At 35.4% G+C, this 18,316-nt stretch carries 18 protein-coding genes; 6 read left to right on the top strand and 12 right to left on the bottom strand.

Features of this window, described 5'->3' with window-relative positions; all coding sequences use genetic code 11:
* Positions 1-25: 25 nt before the first annotated feature.
* The 5 genes from AQF98_RS01670 to AQF98_RS01650 all read right to left on the bottom strand — a co-directional run bounded on the left by AQF98_RS01670 (position 26) and on the right by AQF98_RS01650 (position 5,050).
* Positions 26-532 carry a ClbS/DfsB family four-helix bundle protein gene (locus AQF98_RS01670; protein WP_055130181.1) on the bottom strand — a complete coding sequence of 169 codons (507 nt, stop codon included), beginning with the start codon at positions 530-532 and terminating at the stop codon, positions 26-28.
* Complete coding sequence (locus AQF98_RS01665) at positions 532-984, bottom strand: DUF1569 domain-containing protein (protein WP_055130180.1); 453 nt, start codon at positions 982-984, stop codon at positions 532-534. The genes AQF98_RS01670 and AQF98_RS01665 overlap by 1 nt, the downstream gene beginning before the upstream one ends.
* Before the next feature lie 36 nt (positions 985-1,020).
* Entirely contained in the window at positions 1,021-2,253 is a 1,233-nt protein-coding gene (locus AQF98_RS01660) for a DUF3999 family protein (protein ID WP_055130179.1), read from the bottom strand.
* Positions 2,234-4,585, bottom strand: coding sequence for a DUF2339 domain-containing protein (locus tag AQF98_RS01655; protein ID WP_055130178.1), 2,352 nt, complete (start codon positions 4,583-4,585; stop codon positions 2,234-2,236). Before AQF98_RS01655 ends, AQF98_RS01660 begins: the two co-directional genes overlap by 20 nt.
* An 84-nt stretch (positions 4,586-4,669) precedes the next feature.
* The gene (locus AQF98_RS01650; protein WP_055130177.1) at positions 4,670-5,050 is read right to left on the bottom strand and encodes a glyoxalase/bleomycin resistance/extradiol dioxygenase family protein; all 381 of its coding nucleotides are present in this window, start codon (positions 5,048-5,050) and stop codon (positions 4,670-4,672) included.
* A gap of 102 nt (positions 5,051-5,152) precedes the next feature.
* On the opposite strand from AQF98_RS01650, the gene AQF98_RS01645 reads away from it, so the two are divergent.
* The 3 genes from AQF98_RS01645 to AQF98_RS01635 all read left to right on the top strand — a co-directional run bounded on the left by AQF98_RS01645 (position 5,153) and on the right by AQF98_RS01635 (position 7,859).
* The gene (locus AQF98_RS01645) at positions 5,153-6,223 is read left to right on the top strand and encodes an AraC family transcriptional regulator (protein ID WP_055130176.1); all 1,071 of its coding nucleotides are present in this window, start codon (positions 5,153-5,155) and stop codon (positions 6,221-6,223) included.
* A 43-nt stretch (positions 6,224-6,266) separates the two neighbouring features.
* Complete coding sequence (locus AQF98_RS01640) at positions 6,267-7,373, top strand: AraC family transcriptional regulator (protein ID WP_055130175.1); 1,107 nt, start codon at positions 6,267-6,269, stop codon at positions 7,371-7,373.
* 99 nt (positions 7,374-7,472) lie between these two features.
* Positions 7,473-7,859, top strand: a complete 387-nt coding sequence (locus tag AQF98_RS01635; RefSeq protein ID WP_055130174.1) for a response regulator — start codon at positions 7,473-7,475, stop codon at positions 7,857-7,859.
* A gap of 370 nt (positions 7,860-8,229) precedes the next feature.
* On the opposite strand, the gene mazG is transcribed toward AQF98_RS01635, so the two are convergent.
* From mazG to mnmD, 4 genes are all read right to left on the bottom strand, one after another.
* Positions 8,230-9,036, bottom strand: coding sequence for a nucleoside triphosphate pyrophosphohydrolase (gene mazG, locus AQF98_RS01630; RefSeq protein ID WP_055130173.1), 807 nt, complete (start codon positions 9,034-9,036; stop codon positions 8,230-8,232).
* Between the two features lie 4 nt (positions 9,037-9,040).
* Entirely contained in the window at positions 9,041-9,352 is a 312-nt protein-coding gene (locus AQF98_RS21775) for a hypothetical protein (protein WP_082434866.1), read from the bottom strand.
* Positions 9,352-10,467 (bottom strand): AI-2E family transporter, encoded by a 1,116-nt coding sequence (locus AQF98_RS01620; protein ID WP_055130171.1) that lies wholly within the window; start codon positions 10,465-10,467, stop codon positions 9,352-9,354. Before AQF98_RS01620 ends, AQF98_RS21775 begins: the two co-directional genes overlap by 1 nt.
* Before the next feature lie 423 nt (positions 10,468-10,890).
* Positions 10,891-11,565, bottom strand: a complete 675-nt coding sequence (mnmD, locus tag AQF98_RS01615; RefSeq protein ID WP_055130170.1) for a tRNA (5-methylaminomethyl-2-thiouridine)(34)-methyltransferase MnmD — start codon at positions 11,563-11,565, stop codon at positions 10,891-10,893.
* A 64-nt stretch (positions 11,566-11,629) separates the two neighbouring features.
* Between mnmD and AQF98_RS01610 the strand changes: the two genes are divergently transcribed.
* Positions 11,630-11,968: an MmcQ/YjbR family DNA-binding protein gene (locus AQF98_RS01610; protein ID WP_055130169.1), complete on the top strand. Its 339-nt coding sequence runs from the start codon at positions 11,630-11,632 to the stop codon at positions 11,966-11,968.
* 59 nt (positions 11,969-12,027) lie between these two features.
* On the opposite strand, the gene AQF98_RS01605 is transcribed toward AQF98_RS01610, so the two are convergent.
* Positions 12,028-14,067, bottom strand: coding sequence for a M13 family metallopeptidase (locus tag AQF98_RS01605; RefSeq protein ID WP_055130168.1), 2,040 nt, complete (start codon positions 14,065-14,067; stop codon positions 12,028-12,030).
* A gap of 338 nt (positions 14,068-14,405) precedes the next feature.
* Between AQF98_RS01605 and AQF98_RS01600 the strand changes: the two genes are divergently transcribed.
* Both AQF98_RS01600 and AQF98_RS01595 read left to right on the top strand, forming a co-directional pair.
* Positions 14,406-16,370, top strand: coding sequence for a heavy metal translocating P-type ATPase (locus tag AQF98_RS01600; RefSeq protein WP_055130167.1), 1,965 nt, complete (start codon positions 14,406-14,408; stop codon positions 16,368-16,370).
* A gap of 30 nt (positions 16,371-16,400) precedes the next feature.
* Positions 16,401-17,027 (top strand): Uma2 family endonuclease, encoded by a 627-nt coding sequence (locus AQF98_RS01595; protein WP_055130166.1) that lies wholly within the window; start codon positions 16,401-16,403, stop codon positions 17,025-17,027.
* Between the two features lie 14 nt (positions 17,028-17,041).
* Here the strand turns inward: AQF98_RS01595 and AQF98_RS01590 are convergent, their stop codons facing one another.
* A complete protein-coding gene (locus AQF98_RS01590; protein ID WP_055130165.1) occupies positions 17,042-17,746 on the bottom strand; it encodes a DUF4386 domain-containing protein in 705 nt (234 codons plus the stop codon).
* A gap of 12 nt (positions 17,747-17,758) precedes the next feature.
* Positions 17,759-18,217 (bottom strand): DUF6326 family protein, encoded by a 459-nt coding sequence (locus tag AQF98_RS01585; RefSeq protein ID WP_055130164.1) that lies wholly within the window; start codon positions 18,215-18,217, stop codon positions 17,759-17,761.
* Positions 18,218-18,316 lie beyond the last annotated feature (99 nt).

The following is an 18,316-nucleotide window of genomic DNA, read 5'->3' as shown; positions in this document are numbered from 1 at the left end:
AAAGAATAGTGTTGAGTCGATTATTTTAGCTGTTTAGCTTTCTCCATTTTCTAATTCGACTTAGCGCATTTTGATAAGGTGATGAAGTATTAAACTGGATCATTCTACCAAGCGTCCATTTTTGATACCAGGTAACCCCATATAATTCCTCATTAGTTTTATTGGCAATAAGTGATAAGATTTGGTTTACTGTTTGGTCTAACTTTTCAAATAAGGTTTCTAAACTATCATGCTCATACGTTTTGTAAAACTGTTGGGCCAGTAATCCGAGCTCATTCCATTTGAAACCAGTTTCTGGAAAATCTACATGTTGTCCATCTGCTTTTCTATGGTTCCATTTTAATACCAATTGCCCCCAGCCAACTAAATAAGCAATTAGATCTTTGATATTCATTAGCGTGTTTTTGGTATGTCCGTTTAGCGATCTAACCGAAGTTAAATCGCTAGGGATGGTTTTTAGCTCTGCTAACAACTTCGCATAGTTGTTTACAATTGCTTTTGTAAGTTCGGCCTTATTTTGAGGAATTGCCATTAAGCATCAAATTGGCTTAAATGGTAGTCTAAATGTTTATAGAACATGGTGTTCCATTGTGCTACACTTAATTTGCCAAAAGAAAGTGATTCCTTGTTGTCGAAAAAAGCTTCTCCAAGTGCTTGTGTTTTTTCAATATAGGCGATCAAGCGTGCTTTTTCTTTTTCAAAGTCTTTTGTTTCGGTAATTATAAAAGCTGGGGCTGTTGGCCCGTTCTTTTTATAGGGCTTGTCGCCAACAACGGTATCTTTAGCGAAAAATCTAAGCATTAATTTAATAAAAGCATTTGGTGCCTTGTGGATATTCTCATAAGCCATTTCGTAAGTTACACAGCAATGTGCAAGCATTTGTGCAACATTCATTTTGCCCCATAGTGCCTCGGTAGTTGGTGTTAACTTATTTATTCTTTGGATAAGTTCAGTTGTTGTTGCTGTTTGGAAAACACTTTTCATTTGTTGTTGAGTTAAATTATAAATTGAAATAAAAACCTAGTTTTTTAACATTTTAAAAGCAAAGAAACCTAAAAGAAAGATAATTAATACCATTAAACCCCAAAGCCAAGCTTTATTTTCGAATAATGGGTTTTCTGTTTTGGTGATAGATGTGGTGTTCTGCTGCTCATCGCCCATGGTTAAAGCGGTAATACCAATAGGGATTTTGCTTTCGAAGTTTTTGAGCTCGTAACTTGGAGCGCTTGCATTTTTATCTCCATAATAAAGTGCATATTCATAATCCGTTTTTTCAAATCGGGCAATCAACTCACTTATTGGGCCTTTTAGTACAATACCGTTTAGCTGTAGCGGTTTGTTGTCGTTATTGTCAATTGTAATTCTTAGGCGAGAGGTTAAGGTATTGCTAAAGTTAAATGCCGTATTTTCTAACGAACTGATGGTGCCTTGATAAAGCGTTTGGTAATTGTATTGAATACCTTTGTCTGTTTTGAAGCTATCGGTTACAGATTCGATTTTTATGGGTCTGTAAAAATCTAAATTGCTTTTTACATTTAGTTTGAGATGAGATAAGGGGCTAGGATTTACCAAACTTACCTCAATTACACTCTGTTTATTTTTAATGTCATTGTGTAACTGATAGGCTTGCACAGCAACTGCTGTATCAATGCCACGTAAGGTGTCTGTTTTTAGAATTTTGGCTGCTCTAAGTTGTGGTTGTTCGTTGGCCTTCACCAAAATTCTAAAATAGCCATAATTTGCATTTGGAAAATTTAATTGACTAAAATGATAATCGGTATTGTTGTTTAAGATAGATAAGATGCGGTAGTTTTTTAAAATAGTAAACCACTCGTTGTTGTTATTGCTACCTTCTAATGTTACTTTCCAATCGAAATTTCTTTGCCCAAAAGAAAGCCTAATCTGGTTAATGGGTGTATTGGCGGTAGTAGATTGAAAAGTGTAATAATAACCCTGTGCATTATTGCTTTGGTTAATGATGTTAAAGGAAGTTTCGCTTTCGATAATTTGATCGGCACTTTGCTCTAAGATATAGGGAACCTCAATGGTATCTTTGCCCTTTATTCCATAGATCCTTAAATCATTTAAGTTGCGTTGTGTATTTTTAAATATGGCATTAGGTAAGGGTAAACTATGCCAATTGCTTGTAATCCCTTTTAGTTCTCGTTGGTATTGATAGTGTTTAAGCTGTGCTTTTACACTTAAGGTAAGGCAAAACAATAAGGCAATAAGTTTAATTTTTCGCTTTAACATCGTCGTTAATTAAATGTTTGTATTTATTGTAAAGGAAAGAGATAATTAGTAAAAGGATACCCAATGAAATGAAAACAATGGTTCTTGAAATAGTGCCTAAAGATGAAAGGTCGTAAAAACACAATTTGATCAAAGTAATGCCAAATAAAACAATTGCACCAATACGAAGGTATTTCTTGTTCTTCCACAAGCCCATGCTAATTAAAAACAGAGAATATACTCCCCATAATATGCTTAAGCCTAGTTTATAGCCATTCTCTAAACCATTAAGCTGTAACAATTGTAATAATTCGCTACTTAATACCCAAAGAATAGCGATGTACAATAGGTAATCGAATGCAGTGCGGAATTTCAATTTAAAGATATCCGATTTACTCAATTGGTAACAAACCAAAATGAGCAGGGCAAAAAATGCAATTGCAATATATCTGATGCCAATGTTGAGGATACCACTACTAAAATATTTGTCTGATTGTGAAATGTAAGCCTCACGTAACTCACTTAAATCGTAAAGACCTTGCGTTAAAAAGGCCAGAATAACCAGTACATTAATCACCAAATTGGCTACGGCCAATTCTTTGCTTTTTATTTTTTTAAGATTAAGATAGGTTAGGCCAGCAGCAAAGAAAAGCGTATAGATATAAACCCAAGTAGTTTTAAATAATGGGTAATTATAATTGTAGGCAAAATTTCCAACTTTTAAACTAGGTGTAGTGTTGATTTTGGTGCTTTCAAAAGCATTTTGAAAAATATTGGCAATCTCAATCCTAAATGTATAATAAACAGTAATGATTAAAATGGTAGGAATACAATAAGTTAAGGCTTGTCTAACTGCACTAGTTTTTACGATTTCTTGTTCGTCTTTTACTTGTCTATTGATTAAAAACATGCCCAAGAATGAAGCAATGCAAAGGCAAGAACTTAAGAAACCAACATTGAAAAAAGATTGAACTGGAGTATAATCATTAAGGTAACTAAATTCGCTAGAGGCCAAGGCCCAATCTTGCAATAAGCTAAAAAAAGCTAAGAAAATTAAGGGGAAGGAAAGCTTTTCGTATATGGCAATATTTTTTGTTCTGCCCAAGTAAAATAGAATAAATGCTTCTATAGCCCAGAATATGGTTACCCAATTTCCACTTAACTGAACTGGAACAGCCATGGTGATAAACGTAATTACCATAGCCAATATAAAATAGAATAGGTTTTTGTCTGCAAGTTTTAGTTTGTAAATAACTAAGCAAACTATAAAATGGATAATGGCATTGCCAAGCGTAAATAAACCTAAAAGCTCAGCTCCCCTTGGGTTTTGTTGCAACACATAATAACCAACCCCATAGAAAATAAAAGAGTTGAGTAGTAAAATAATGATGTCTGTAATTTGGAACTGCTCTTTTTTATTGACTTTATAAGCAAGATTGGTAAGGTAAAATGTAAGGAAAAACAACCCTGAGAACAACATAGAAATTTTAAAATACCCGGCATTTTCTGCCAATGGTACCCGCCAGGCTAAAAATATAATCCAGGTTAGGGCAAAAGAGACATAGAATAACGATTTCCAGTATTTTTTAAAAGCCAATACCAATATTCCGGCATTGATAATGGCCATGTAACTAAATAAAATGACCACTTTACCAGAGCCATCACTCAATAAGAAGGGAACGGCATAAGCTCCAACCAAACCAATATGTGCAATAACTTGTTGGTTATATTTAATTGCTGCAATAACTGTAAACGAAGTGAAAACAACCATTAAGCCAAAAGTTAAGGCTTGCGGAATGAGCGCATAATAGGTATAGGCAGCATAGGTAATGAAATAGAGTATGGCAATGGCGCCACTTAACAATACTGCACTAAAGCTCTCATATTTGGCCTTTAATCTAATGGCAAATGCCATTAAACCTGCTCCAATAGCATAACCTAAAATGATCCGGGTTAAAGGACTGATCATCTCATGTTCTATGGCATATTTTGCCCCAATAGCTACACCAATGATCAAGATCAGAATACCAATTTTGTTGATCAGATTTTCGCCGATAAACTTTTCAAAATCAGATTTGCCTAAATTTTCACGTTTAAATTTATCTGTAAAGCTTGGTTGTGCAAAAGGCTTAACCTGTTCTGGTTTGGCGAAACTTGGAGGAGTGTTTTTTGGTAGAAAAACTGGCTGAGGTACTGTTTTTTGCGCTAGGGGAGTAGCTTCAATTCCTGGCGATCGTAATTGTTTGATGTCTTCCTTTAAACGATTGATTTCAGCTTCAAAATCTTGCTGTCTGAGCAAGAGATTTTCTATTTTTAACAGCAGCAGATTTAATTTTTCTTCGTTTTTGTCCATTGGTAAATGGTATAAATAACAATCGTTTTTGGTTTATCTAATCAATATAGTAAATAATTTAAGATTGAAGATAATGCAAATCAACTAATCACTAACGGTAATCCTAAAACCATTACAATCTTTAATTACAAATTCTCTACTACCGTAAATTCGGGTAACAATGCCTTCAATAATTTCTGCATTCTTGGCTTTTACTTCTTCAAAAAACTGATCTATTTCAGGTACCCAGATAATGAAATCGGTATTTATTTTTCTAAAATCAGCATTTGTTTTAAAGTGGGCGATATCTGCTTTTCCAAAATGAAGCTGAAAACCATCTCTTTCTACCATGGCATATACTGGTGGGTCCATAAAATATCCTAAAATGTTAAAGCCTAGAACATCTCTGTAGTAGTTGGCAGTTTTTACTACATCTGGCACCACCAATTGGGGCGCAATTCCGTATAATTTAGCGCTATCCGACATATTTTTTCTGTATATGATGCTCACAATTTAATAAAAATTGGCTGAATTAAATTGTTGAATAAATTAATATAATGTGTTAGTTTTGTAGTAATCACCCTTAATATGAAGTTCAATTTTAATTATTCTAACTGGATTCGATCTTCGAATAGAGCAAAGAATGAGTTCAATCTCATTACCTTACTTATCTTTATTTTAAGCTGTATAAATATCTATTATAAAATCAATTGGACTGCTAATGGTTTTGTTCCTGCGGTTAACCTTTGGAACCCAAGTTGGTTGCTTTTTGGTCCGTTGTTATTCTGTGCTTACAAGGTTTTTACTGGCCAAACCATTAAGGTTAGTTTAAAACATGCTTTGCATTTATTTCCCTTTCTGTTGTTTGCTGTCTTGTATGTCATCGCCTATGTTTATATGGATAAAAACGATCCATGGCATAGCAATCCCTTTAAATACTATCAGAATACCTATATCGTTATTGTCATCTCTTTATTAAGCTATAGTACATATATCATTAGAATGGTATGGCGTTTCGATGTTGAAAATAAACCCTCAACAGAGTCGCTCATTCTTTCTATTGCAGCAATCTACATCTTAATCAGCGTCATTATGGCAATGATATATGTGGTTTGGGGCATAGTTTATGTTGATACCGGCATAGATTACAGGTTATTTGCCTATGCACTTTTATTTTTCTCTGCCATTGCCATTGCTTGGTATTGGGTATTTGGCAAAGATCATGTTTTAGCTGAAGATGAATTGCCAGCACGAAAAGTAACGGGCGATTACATTAAAAGTTATACCCATTCTGCACTTACAGAAACATTAGCTACAACTTACAAAGAGCGAATTACTTCTTGTTTTAACGATACCACAATTTATCTAGACTCCAATCTTTCGTTAGAGTTATTGTCTAAAGATCTACAGATTCCGAAGCATTATTTATCGCAGTTGTTTAATGTTTATTTCAAAAAGAGCTTTCATAGCTTTGTAGCAGAGTATAGAATCAAATATGTACTCGAATTACTGAATACGAATAACGGAAGGCTTAAAATAGAATCATTGGCCTACTCTTGTGGTTTCAATTCAAAAACCTCATTCAATAGGTATTTCAAAGAAAAAACTGGTTTTACACCTTCCGAATATCAAGTGCAGCTGAATCAACAAAGTGCATAAGAGAGTAAATTAATGATATAATTTTTAGCCTATTCTCTTTTTTATGTTCCAGATTTTTCCTTTAATACCTTTCACACTACTGATCATTTGTGTACTGGCATTAATTACCTTCTATTTAGCTTACCGTTCTCCAGATAAAAGTGCTTTTGACCGTATTTTGTTGTGGGGCATCCTTTATATCTTTTTGCATAGTTTCTATGTGTTTATCATTGAAGTATTTTATCCTACTGAGCCTTGGCGAGACCAATTGATACCTTTCGCATTTGGTTACGGCCCATTTTTGTATTTCGGCATTCTCTCGTTAAGAGATCGTAAGGTAGAGATATGGAAACTTGTAGTTCACTTGGTTCCGTTTGTGGTATATCTCATCCTCTTTGCATTATTGGTTTCTGGCTTGCTTGAAAACACCTTGTTAATGCAGAAAAGAATTGGCAAACATATCTTTATTTTAGGCCCCATATCTTTTGTTACTTATGCCATTTGGTCTGTTTTTGCAGGTAGAATAGTATTTAAGGAGAAGCTGAGGCAAAAGCTGGCCATGTTTGTATTTGCAAGGGTGTTGCTGCTTTTTATTGCCTTAATTTTTATCATCGTATTTTTCTCAAAAACAGTTGCGCACGATGAGCAAGCCGTTTATCTGCTTCGCATGATCATTTATGTTTGTATGTTACTGAGCGTTTTTATGATCTTCAGTTATGTGGTAGATAAGCTAATAAAGCCCAGCAGAACTGAAACTAAAAAAGTGAAAATAACTGGGGCAGATGATATAGAATTGGCTAAGTATGAACGCTCAGCATTGTCTGCCTTGCAGTTAGAAGATTATGAAAAGAAATTGATCTATGCAATTAAGGAAGAGCAGCTTTATTTAGATCATGAGTTGTCTTTAACCAGTTTGGCAGCACATTTAAGAATTCCTAACCACCATTTAACACAGGTATTTAGTATGAAAATTACACAGACTTTTTACCAGTATATTAATGGGTTTAGAATAGTACATGCTTGTGAGTTGTTGCAATCTTCAAAAAAAATGATCAACCTCGAAGAACTTGCCGAAAAAAGCGGTTTCAATTCGAAGGTTTCCTTTAATAGGCAATTTAAACAGATTATGGGCTGTACGCCTTCTGCCTATCGCAATCAATTGTCTGTTTAATTGTACCATCCGTATGGGGCGGTGTTCATGATACATGGATTTATATCACACTGTTTTTAAATGTTATAATTTCAATGTATTGTTATAATTGAAGATGAATTGGAAATTTTAGAGGATAAACTTAAATCGGTATTAATTTTAGAAAAGGAACTGGTTTTTAGCACCATCTTGAAACATGTGGTGAAAAGTTTAATTGACAATTCATTCATAGCCCAGGCAGAAACTGTATCGGCTGGGATGGCATTGTTAGCCATCAATAAATTTGATTTGCTGATATTGAATATCTCCTTAAATGATTTCAATTGTACACCAGAATTCGTTTATTCTATTAAAAAAGACTTCGCAGCAATGAAAATTATTATAGTTTCTACAGCTATTTTGCCAGATTTAAGGGTTTATTTAAATTCTGGCGTAGATTGTTTTGTGAAAAAAACAGGCAACATCAAACCCGACTTAAGTACAGCTATTTCCTCTGTTTTTAAATAAGTTAATTAAATTTCTGTATAGTTATTTCTATTTAATTTAAGGTTAAAAATGTTTCATCCGTGTGGCGTGGACGTCATGCCACACGGATGAAACCTATAATTGGCAGATCAGCCTACATCTTTGCCTAAGACTTAAATGCAATTAAAAACATGAAACTTGAACAATCTAATTTAAGAATTAGCACAAAAAGGAGAAGAGACAATATGATTGCTTATACAATTATCTGTATTGCGGTTTTTGCTTTTGTAATTATTGTTATTGATACACTCGTTCAAAAATATAGTTAATTCTAAATTAACGCTTAATAGGGAAGGTGTAAGATGTGTAGAAGCATCATACATCTCCCTTCTCATTTAACACTATTCGATTCTTATAATTTCTTAGCCTCATTCCAATAAACATCCATTTCTGCCAAAGTCATATCTTGTAGCGCCTTTCCATTTGCTTTAGCTTTACTTTCTAAAAACTGGAACCGTTTGATGAACTTTTTATTGGTTTTTTCCAATGCATTTTCTGGGTTGATGTCGATAAAACGAGCATAGTTAACCAATGAAAAAAGAAGGTCGCCGAATTCTCCCTCGGCTTTGTCTTTATCAATGTTTTCATTTTCTGCAATATTGAATTCATCTTTAAACTCTTGCAGTTCTTCTTCAACTTTGGCCCATACTTGTTCTTTTTCATCCCAATCGAAACCTACACCTCTGGCTTTTTCTTGTATCCGACTGGCTTTTACCAATGCTGGTAAAGAGGCGGGAACGCCACCCAAAACAGATGGGTTGCCTTCTTTCAATTTGATCTGTTCCCAATTTCTTTTTACATCTTCTTCATTGTTTACTTCAACGTCTCCATAAATATGTGGATGTCGATTGATCAATTTGTCGCAAACGCCATTTAATACATCGGTAATGTTAAAAGTCTCCGTTTCACTAGCAATACGGGCATAAAAAACCAAATGCATCATAATGTCTCCAAGTTCCTTTTTGATTTCCTGCATGTCGCCCTCTAAAATGGCGTCAGATAATTCATAAGTTTCTTCAATGGTTAAGTGCCTTAACGTTTCCATCGTTTGTTTTTTATCCCAAGGACATTGGGTACGAAGGGTATCTAATACAGTTAACAATCTTAAAAAAGCAGTGTCTGGGCTTGATGTAGCAGGAGGTGGAATATTTGCAGGCATATTATTATTTGATGATATTAAAAGTAATGAGCATGGTAGTAATAAAAAGAACAATTAGGCCAGCAAGAAATAAAATATCGGCAAAGCCTTCCATTTTGGTTGCTCGTGTTGTGCTACTTCTCATAGAAAGAAAAGAAAGTATGCAACTAGACATGAAAATGATAATGGCCAGAGCTGCACCTTCGTCTATATATGAAGATTCGGACAGTTTTGATATTTTTACCGATGTTAACACGATAAAACAAAATCCCAATAGATTTGCTGAGGTACTTAGAATATGAGGCGATCTGTTTTGTTTCTCTTTCTCTTCTTTCATTATTCGGCGTCTTCGAGCTTAATTTTTTTGGTAATTCTGTAAGTTCTTCGTTTTCTTGGCGATTTATATTCTTCACCTAATAAAATTCCCCAAGCTTGTAGGCCATCTACTCTCTCGAAAATTATTTTTAACATGGCCAGATAGGGGATGCATAAAAACATGCCAGAAATTCCCCAGATCATTTCGCCAATAATGATACCTATGAAAGCAAATAGGGCATTGATTTTAACTTTTGAGCCTACTATTAAGGGCATTAGTAGGTTGCCATCAATGGTATGCACACCAACAAATACCAGAATAACCAATAGTGCTTTTGCTGCACCTGCTGTTGCAAAAGTAATTAACGCACTAATTACTAAAGCTGTAGAAATGCCCAAATAAGGAATGATATTGAAAATACCGGCAATTAAGCCTAGTAGTATGGCATATTTTACTCCTAAAATGGATAAGGCTGTAATCATTAGTAACGTAACAATTAACATCTGTAAAAATAAGCCAGTAATGTATTTCTTAATAATCCGTTGAATTTCTCTTACAATATCGCTTACCTTGGTTTTGTGTTCTTCTGCAAAAACAGCAGTTAAAAAGTTAAATAATAGGCCACGGTAGTTTAAAATGAAAAATGTAAATAACAAAGTAAAGGCTAAAAACAACAAGCTAGATGATAAGGTAAGTAAAGTAGCACCGATAATAGAAGCACTGGTAGCTAGGGCTTTCTCAGCATTGTCCATAAAAATATGATTTCCCTGAACATCTAAATTGGTATGGAAGGTTTTATTGCCCCAATGTTTAATTTCTTCAAATGCAGAGGTTACCTGTTTTACCAATAACGGCCAATCAGTCCATAACTCTCCAAGTTGGCCCACCAAAAAATACATTAAGCCATAAATTACGGCAATCATTAAAATTACAGAAGTAAGTGCGGCAATGCTTCTTTTAAATTTAAATCGACGCTCCAAGAAACTCGAAAATGGCAATAATAGAAAGGCCATTAATAAAGAAAAGAGCAATGGCGATAACAAACTTTTGCCTAAAATGGCCAAATATCCTAACATAATGATGGATAAGAGCACCAAAGCAAGCTTAGCAACAAAAGGCAGTGAAATTTGTTTCATGATAGATATTTTGAATAAAGATAAGAATTAGTTCATTGGTTTAGGTAGGGAATAGGGAATAGTAAATAGGGAATAGGTGTTGTTCATTTATTGGTAGAAAATCAGTAGCCCAAAGTAGGGAATGGGGAATAGTAAATTGGGAATAGGTGTTGTTCATTTATTGGTAGAAAATCAGTAGTCCGAAGTAGGGAATGGGGAATAGTAAATTGGGAATAGATTAAATTGTTCATTAGTAAAAAGTAGTTAGTACAAAGACTTAGCAAAGTATCCCAATTTTGTGAATACACTTAACAAACATCACAATTTGTGAACAAAACTTACTTACAACTTATAGCGTAAAACTTTTAACTTTCTACTTTCAACTTATTTTATTGATGCATTGATAAAGTAACTTATTTCCTATTTCCCATTTCCCAAAACTTTTTACTTTAAACTCTTAACCGCTCTTAACATTTCTCTTTTTCCAGGCGCTCCTTGTAATTTTTCGATGGTAAAACCACAGGCTTTAACAGCTCTTTTTAAATGGCCAGTAATGGCATAGCTTACAAATACACCCCCTTCTTTTATAAAACTACAAGCATGGGCAATCATTTCATTGGTCCACATTTCTGGCTGATGCTGTACAGAAAAAGCGTCGAAGTATAAAACATCAAATAGTACATCGGTTTTAAATTTGGCCAAAGTAGTATGTGCAATTTCAAGGTTACCATAGTTGGATAAAACTTGTTGCTGTATCAATGCACTTTCGTATGTATTGATAAAGTTTTGCCAAACATGATGTGGTACATATTGCTGGTAATTGGTTTGGTTGATGGTGTCCTGCGAAAGTGGAAAAGCTTCAATCCCGGTATAGCTAAGTTTAAGATGGTTTTCTTCGCAATGCGCATAACTTAAAATGAAATTTAGGCCAGTACCGAAACCAACTTCTAATATGCTGATTTCCTTTTCGACTTTTTGATTAGCGGCAAATTTTAGTCCTGCCTCTAAAAAGACATGTTTGCTTTCTTGTAATGCACCATGTGCCGAATGGTAATGTTCGCCTATGGTTTCGTTAAATAAGGTATTCGAACCATCGGCTGTTAGCGTAAGAATATTCATAGTGTAAAATTAAAGCATTAAACTTGTATTTGTATTTTATCTTTGTTGCTTCAGTCTTTTAATTATGGATATTGAACGTTTTAGGGAATATTGTTTAAGCTTGCCAGGAACCACCGAGGGGATGAAATGGGAGCATCTCTGTTTTATGATTGAAGAAAAAATTTTCATCATTATCGCTATTGACGAAGGAAATAGCTTTTCTACAAAATGCACACCTGAAGAATTTGATGAGTTAACAGCTAGAGATGGTATTACACAGGCACACCACATGGCCAAAAGACAATGGGTTAGGATAGAGAACTTAGAGGTATTAAGTGAAACTGAGTTGAAAAGAAGAGTAGAGACTTCTAGAGCATTGGTATTAGCCAAGCTACCTAAAAAACTACAGGCAAAATATATATAACGTTTTAAGCAAAAAAATAGCCATCTTAATTTTAAAGATGGCTATTTTTTATTTGCTGTTTACCACAACCTAATTCGGTCTTCTGGTTTTTTGTAAAGCTTGTCGCCAGGTTTTACATCAAATGCTTGGTACCAAGCATCCATGTTTACTGGTGCGCCAATGGTTCTGTAAGGACCAGGAGAGTGCGAGTCTGTTTTGATCAATTGAGCAGCAGCTTCTGGTAAAATGTTACCTCTCCAAACTTGTGCCCATGATAAAAAGAAACGTTGGTCTGGTGTAAAACCATCTATTTTCTCATTGCTCTGACCTTGTTTAGTCATTTTAAATGCAGTATAGGCCGCATTTAAACCACCTAAGTCGCCAATGTTTTCGCCCATGGTTAATTTACCCAATACATGGATGGTATCAACAACGGTATAAGCACTGAACTGTTCGCCTAATGCTTTTGTTTTGTCGTTAAATTTAGCACGGTCTTCGTCTGTCCACCAGTTTTTAAGGTTACCATCTTTATCGTATTGGCTTCCTGTATCGTCAAAACCATGGCTCATCTCGTGGCCAATTACTGCACCAATACCACCATAATTTACAGCATCATCTGCGTTTGGATCGAAGAAAGGGAACTGTAGAATCCCAGCAGGGAAAACAATTTCATTCATAGTTGGGCTATAAGATGCATTTACAGTTGGAGGTGTCATTCCGAAACGAGTGCGATCTAAAGGTTTGCCCAATCTGTTTACATTTTCATTATAACCCCATACACTTGCATTGCGTAGGTTTTGGAAATAAGTTCCTTTATGGATTTCTAAGCCAGTATAAGTTTGCCATTTGGTGGTATAACCTACTTTAGGCGTAAAGGCATGTAATTTTTCTAACGCTCTTTTTTTGGTGGCATCACTCATCCACTCTAAACCATTGATTCTAATTTCAAAAGCTTTGCGCAAGTTTACGATCATTTGATCCATACGCACTTTTGCATCTGGTTTGAAATATTTAGCTACATAAAGCTGGCCTAATAATTCGCCAATGGTACCATCTGTTAAGGCAGACATGCGCTGCCAACGTGGAGTTTGTACTTTTTGACCTGTTTGTGCTTGTGTAAATGCAAAACTTGCGTTTACAAAAGGAGAACTTAGGTTATTTGCCGATCCTCTTAAAATACTCCATTCTAAATAAGTTTTCCAATCTGCCAATGGTACACTGGTTAACATGCCATTTAGGCTTTTAAAGAAAGAGATAGAGTTTACCAAAACGGTATCCTGTCCGTTTATTTTAAACTTAGGCAATAAGGTTGTCCAGTTAATGTTTGGAGTAACTTTGTTAAATTCGGTAACTGTTAATTTATTATAAGTTTTGTAAGGATCACGCATTTCAATTCTGCTCATCTGAGCTTCTGCTAAAGCCTTTTCTAAATTAAATACAGTGGTTGCTTTTTGTTTTGCTTCAGCTTCACTGCTACCTGTAAGTGTAAATAACTTCACCATGTAAGCATTATAGGCTGTTCTAATTCTTTGGCTTTGTGGATCGTCTTTTAAATAATAATCACGATCGCTTAAAGATGTACCACCTTGAGAAATGTTAACTACATACTTGGTTACATTTTTTCTGTCCTGACCAACACCTAAACCAAACATACCACCACCAACACCTGAAGTACGCATGTAAGCAATCTGGTCTAACAGACCTTGTACACTATTGATTTTTTTTACTTTTTCTAAATCGGCTTTGATTGGGGTATAGCCTAATTTTTCGATGGTTAAGCTGTCCATGGCTGCGGCATAAAAATCGCCAACACGTCTGGTTACAGAACCTGCAGGTGCAGTTTTATCAGCTGCAGCTTTTTCTACCAAACTTCTTACAGCTTGCGCATTAAATTCGCGAAGTTCGTTAAACGAGCCCCAACGTGTTTCTTTGGCAGGCACAGGATTTTTCTTGATCCATGTTCCGCTTGCATATTGGTAAAAATCATCACCAGGTTTAACACTTAGATCCATATTAGCAGGATCTATATATTTTTTAGGGACGTTTTGCGCATAGGTAGTAAAGCTTCCTGCCATGATACCTAGAATCGCAAAATAATTTTTGAATTGGTTAACTTTCATTAGTTATGATTTGTTTAATGATGATAAAGCCTGCACAGACCGATATAGAAATTCGCTAAAGGATGATTGATGCAGATTTCATGCTTTAAAAATATTTAAAGCTGAAATTAAGAAATACCTATTAAACTATAGAAAGTTAATAGAAATATTACTTGTTAAACCAGTAATACAATTTGTTTAAACCTATTCTACGAAAAATACTAAGGCTAAATATGGATAATCTAAATGATTTCATGTTTTGTATTTTGTATAAGTATTAACATATTTTAACATATATTATTGTGTAGCCATAGAGAATTCATAGCAAAAAGCATAATTTTGAATAATTCTAAATTACAATGGAAAAAGAAAAACATTCGCATGTAGCACAAGAAGATGGGTGCTGTAGCCATAACCATAGCCACCAACACGAAAATGGTGATGAACATGATCATGACCATGGCGACGCATCGTCATTTAAAACCTATTTACCAGCTGCCTTTAGCTTAGCTTTCTTATTAATAGGTATTGCCTTAGATTATTTTAAAGTTGATTTTTTTACCAGCTATGTGCGCATGGGCTGGTATGTACTTGCTTATATTCCTGTTGCTTATCCGGTAATTAAAGAAGCAGCTGTTACCATTGCCAAAGGCGAAGTGTTTACAGAGTTTTTATTAATGGCCTTAGCTACCATTGGTGCACTGGCTTTGGGCGAATATCCGGAGGCTGTAGCTGTAATGTTGTTTTATACCGTTGGTGAGTTATTTCAAGGTGCAGCGGTTGCTGGTGCAAAACGAAATATCAAAGCTTTATTAGATGTTAGGCCTGATGTAGCTAGTGTATTTAGAAATGAAAAATTTGAAACCGTAAAACCAGATACAGTAGCAATTGGAGAGACCATTCAACTAAAGGCGGGAGAAAAGGCACCACTAGACGGCGAATTGTTAAGTGAGAGTGCCAGTTTTAATACAGCAGCTTTAACTGGCGAAAGCACACCAAGAACCATTCGAAAGGGCGAAACTGTATTGGCTGGAATGTTAAACTTAGATGGGGTGGTTACCCTAAAAGTAAGTAAGAAGTTTGCAGACAGTGCGCTATCTCGAATTTTAGAAATGGTACAATCTGCTACTTCCCGTAAGGCTAAAACCGAATTGTTTATTCGCAAATTTGCTAAAATTTATACGCCAATTGTATTCTTTTTGGCTGTGGCCCTAGTTATTCTGCCTTATTTTATTGTGGCCGATTATCAGTTTCAGACTTGGTTATACAGAGCTTTGGTGTTTTTGGTTATTTCTTGTCCTTGTGCTTTGGTCATTTCTATTCCATTGGGTTATTTTGGTGGCATTGGAGCGGCATCGGCAAATGGCATTTTATTTAAAGGTTCTAACTTTTTAGATGTGATTACCCAAATCAACACGGTAGTGATGGATAAAACAGGGACATTAACCCATGGTGTTTTTAAAGTAAAACAAATCCAGAGTGAAATAGATGAGGCTAAATTTATGGCCTTATTGGCAGCCATAGAAAGTCAATCTACGCACCCAATAGCTAAGGCAATTGTAAACCACTATGGTGATCAAACACTTTTAGAGGTTACTGAAGTTAAAGAGATTGCTGGGCATGGTTTAACAGCGGTAGTTGAAAAACAAAAAATAACTGCTGGTAACGCCAAACTCCTTAAAAAAGCCAACATTGCTTATCCTGCAATAATTGACGAACAAGTGGAGACCATAGTAATCTTGGCAATTGACGAACAATATGTAGGTTATGTAATTATTGCTGACGAAGTTAAGGCCGATGCCAAACAAGCGGTAACTGAACTTCATGCCAATGGTGTAACACAGGTAGTAATGCTAAGTGGTGATAAAACTGCAATTACAGCAAAATTGGCTAAGGAATTAAATATTGACCAAGCTTATGGTGATTTATTGCCAGAAGATAAGGTTGCTCAATTAGAGCAGATTAAAAAAGATAAAAATGCTGTAGTTGCCTTTGTTGGTGATGGAATTAATGATGCACCTGTGTTGGCTTTAAGCGATCTGGGTATGGCAATGGGGGCAATGGGTAGCGATGTGGCCATTGAAACTGCAGATGTGGTAATCCAGAATGACCAACCAAGTAAAATTGTTACAGCCATTAAAATTGGTAAGGCCACTAAAAAAGTGGTTTATCAAAATATTAGCCTTGCATTTGGTGTAAAAGCAATTGTTTTAATTTTGGGTGCAGGTGGTTTGGCCACCATGTGGGAAGCTGTTTTTGCCGATGTTGGTGTGGCATTTTTAGCCATCCTTAATGCCATTAGAATTCAAAGGATGAAATTTTAATATCCGGCTAGAAATGAGTATATTAGGCTTATGGCAACGGAAACTCCATACAAAGATTTAACTGATGAGAAAGTCTATCACCTCAATGATATAGACCAAACCAGAACTTATAGTTATGCCCATTATTTAAACTGGCTTTTTGACGAAAGAGTAGAGTTAATTAAAGGGAAAATTTTTGAAATGAGCCCTGCACCGTCAAGGGTTCACCAAGAAGTTTTTGGAACAATTTTCATGGCAATAGGTAATTTTTTAAAAAATAAACCCTGCAAAATTTATGGTGCACCCTTTGATGTCCGTTTTCCGAAAGAGAGCAAAGCTGATAAAGATGTGTACACTGTTTTACAACCAGATATCTGTGTGGTTTGTGATTTAACCAAACTAGATGCCCGTGGGTGCATTGGCGCACCAGATCTGGTGGTTGAAGTTTTATCACCGGGTAACAACAAAACAGAACTGCTCCATAAATACAAAATTTACCAAGAGTTTGGTGTAAAAGAATATTGGGTAGTGAGCCAAAGCGACCAAACCATTTTAATTTATACGCTAGATGAACTAGGTAAGTTTCAACCCTCTAAAATATTTACATTAAGCGAACAGGTTACTTCTTCAGTTTTACCTGGTTTTGTATTAAACCTTGATGACGTTTTTGAAGCCTAATTATTAGTTTCTATTTATCCATTACCAAGGTGGTTGCTTTTTTCTTTAGCGCCCATAATTAAGAGCCATAAGCAGGTTCCAATTTCTCCAAGGCTTGCGGGCAGCCTTACATACGATGAAATGCCAAGTGCTCCGTAATTGGGTAATAAAAAGTTTCCTAAGAAATTTAAGAGGTATCCAAAACAGCCAGCCATTAAGAGCACGCCTAAAAATTTTGGCAGAAAGCCAGACTTGAATACCAGATAACCGAATGGAAATAACCAAAGCCCCCAAAAGATCTGAACAATTAAAATACCCGAATTATATAAATCGAGATAAAACATAACCTGGGTTTGCATTTGAGCAATGGCTGCACCTTTGAGCAAAGTAGAACCACTAATTAACGAAAGCACCGCAAATTTGTTTAAGAGGTTAATGAAGGAAATAGGTACACTAACAATGGCTAAGATAACCATTACCTTGGCGTGGGTTTTATTTACCGATTTGAGCAATTGATAAAGCACAATTGGTAAAAACAAAAAGAAAGTATAACAGACAAGGCTACTTACCATACCAAGCCTGAACAGGAATTCGGAACCTGTAATGTTACTTACGGTTTGTGCTGCATTGTTCCATACGATAAGTTTAGAAGGAACATAAGCTAAACTAAACATGCCAGTTAATACCACAACTAGGTAAAGTAGACCAGCTATACGTGCTGTTTTTTTATTAGAATACATTTTTAATCGGTTTTAGTTAGCTACTTTATCTTCACTTTTTACGCGTGGCCATCTCAAAGCGAGCCACACCACAGAACTGGTTAGTATAATTTCAATGCAAGCCAGATAGGCATAAAAAATTTTCCATTCGCTCATCGATTTTGTGAGAATCAGGGCCATGATCAGCGTAAATAAAACTCCTGCAATTATATTTGTCCAGCGGTTAATTTGAGGTTTAAGCACCAATGAAAAGAAAATCATTAGACTGGGGATAGTCATCATGATGGCAAATGAGAGTAAGGATGATGGGGTAGTGACACCTACACCAGAGTTGCCGTCCATTAGTCCTTTAATGCGGCCTGGAACAAATAATGAAAAGAAATCTCCATAAACATAACAGAACATTACGGCTACCCATAATGCAGATAATTTAAGCTTGATACTGATCTTGAAATCTTCGAGTTTGTGCTTTTGAGTTTGGGTTGAAAGCATAGGTTTTTGGTTGGTTAGTGAATTGGTACTAAGAGTGGTTCTCTGTTTTTAGATGTAACTTTATGCATAAAGTTACACTTGGCTATATTGGGTGTTTAT

The organism is Pedobacter sp. Hv1 (assembly GCF_001412215.1).
Taxonomy (GTDB): domain Bacteria; phylum Bacteroidota; class Bacteroidia; order Sphingobacteriales; family Sphingobacteriaceae; genus Pedobacter.
The sequence above is the reverse complement of the archived record's forward strand: the minus strand, read 5'-3'. Positions and strand labels throughout refer to the sequence as shown.

Excerpts from the sequence above, each read along its gene's own strand:
- AQF98_RS01670 (WP_055130181.1), bottom strand. The coding sequence starts at position 532 with ATGGCAATTCCTCAAAATAAGGCCGAACTTACAAAAGCAATTGTAAAC.
- AQF98_RS01665 (WP_055130180.1), bottom strand. The coding sequence starts at position 984 with ATGAAAAGTGTTTTCCAAACAGCAACAACAACTGAACTTATCCAAAGA.
- AQF98_RS01660 (WP_055130179.1), bottom strand. The coding sequence starts at position 2,253 with ATGTTAAAGCGAAAAATTAAACTTATTGCCTTATTGTTTTGCCTTACC.
- AQF98_RS01655 (WP_055130178.1), bottom strand. The coding sequence starts at position 4,585 with ATGGACAAAAACGAAGAAAAATTAAATCTGCTGCTGTTAAAAATAGAA.
- AQF98_RS01650 (WP_055130177.1), bottom strand. The coding sequence starts at position 5,050 with ATGTCGGATAGCGCTAAATTATACGGAATTGCGCCCCAATTGGTGGTG.
- AQF98_RS01645 (WP_055130176.1), top strand. The coding sequence starts at position 5,153 with ATGAAGTTCAATTTTAATTATTCTAACTGGATTCGATCTTCGAATAGA.
- AQF98_RS01640 (WP_055130175.1), top strand. The coding sequence starts at position 6,267 with ATGTTCCAGATTTTTCCTTTAATACCTTTCACACTACTGATCATTTGT.
- mazG (WP_055130173.1), bottom strand. The coding sequence starts at position 9,036 with ATGCCTGCAAATATTCCACCTCCTGCTACATCAAGCCCAGACACTGCT.
- AQF98_RS21775 (WP_082434866.1), bottom strand. The coding sequence starts at position 9,352 with ATGAAAGAAGAGAAAGAGAAACAAAACAGATCGCCTCATATTCTAAGT.
- AQF98_RS01620 (WP_055130171.1), bottom strand. The coding sequence starts at position 10,467 with ATGAAACAAATTTCACTGCCTTTTGTTGCTAAGCTTGCTTTGGTGCTC.
- mnmD (WP_055130170.1), bottom strand. The coding sequence starts at position 11,565 with ATGAATATTCTTACGCTAACAGCCGATGGTTCGAATACCTTATTTAAC.
- AQF98_RS01610 (WP_055130169.1), top strand. The coding sequence starts at position 11,630 with ATGGATATTGAACGTTTTAGGGAATATTGTTTAAGCTTGCCAGGAACC.
- AQF98_RS01605 (WP_055130168.1), bottom strand. The coding sequence starts at position 14,067 with ATGAAAGTTAACCAATTCAAAAATTATTTTGCGATTCTAGGTATCATG.
- AQF98_RS01600 (WP_055130167.1), top strand. The coding sequence starts at position 14,406 with ATGGAAAAAGAAAAACATTCGCATGTAGCACAAGAAGATGGGTGCTGT.
- AQF98_RS01595 (WP_055130166.1), top strand. The coding sequence starts at position 16,401 with ATGGCAACGGAAACTCCATACAAAGATTTAACTGATGAGAAAGTCTAT.
- AQF98_RS01590 (WP_055130165.1), bottom strand. The coding sequence starts at position 17,746 with ATGTATTCTAATAAAAAAACAGCACGTATAGCTGGTCTACTTTACCTA.
- AQF98_RS01585 (WP_055130164.1), bottom strand. The coding sequence starts at position 18,217 with ATGCTTTCAACCCAAACTCAAAAGCACAAACTCGAAGATTTCAAGATC.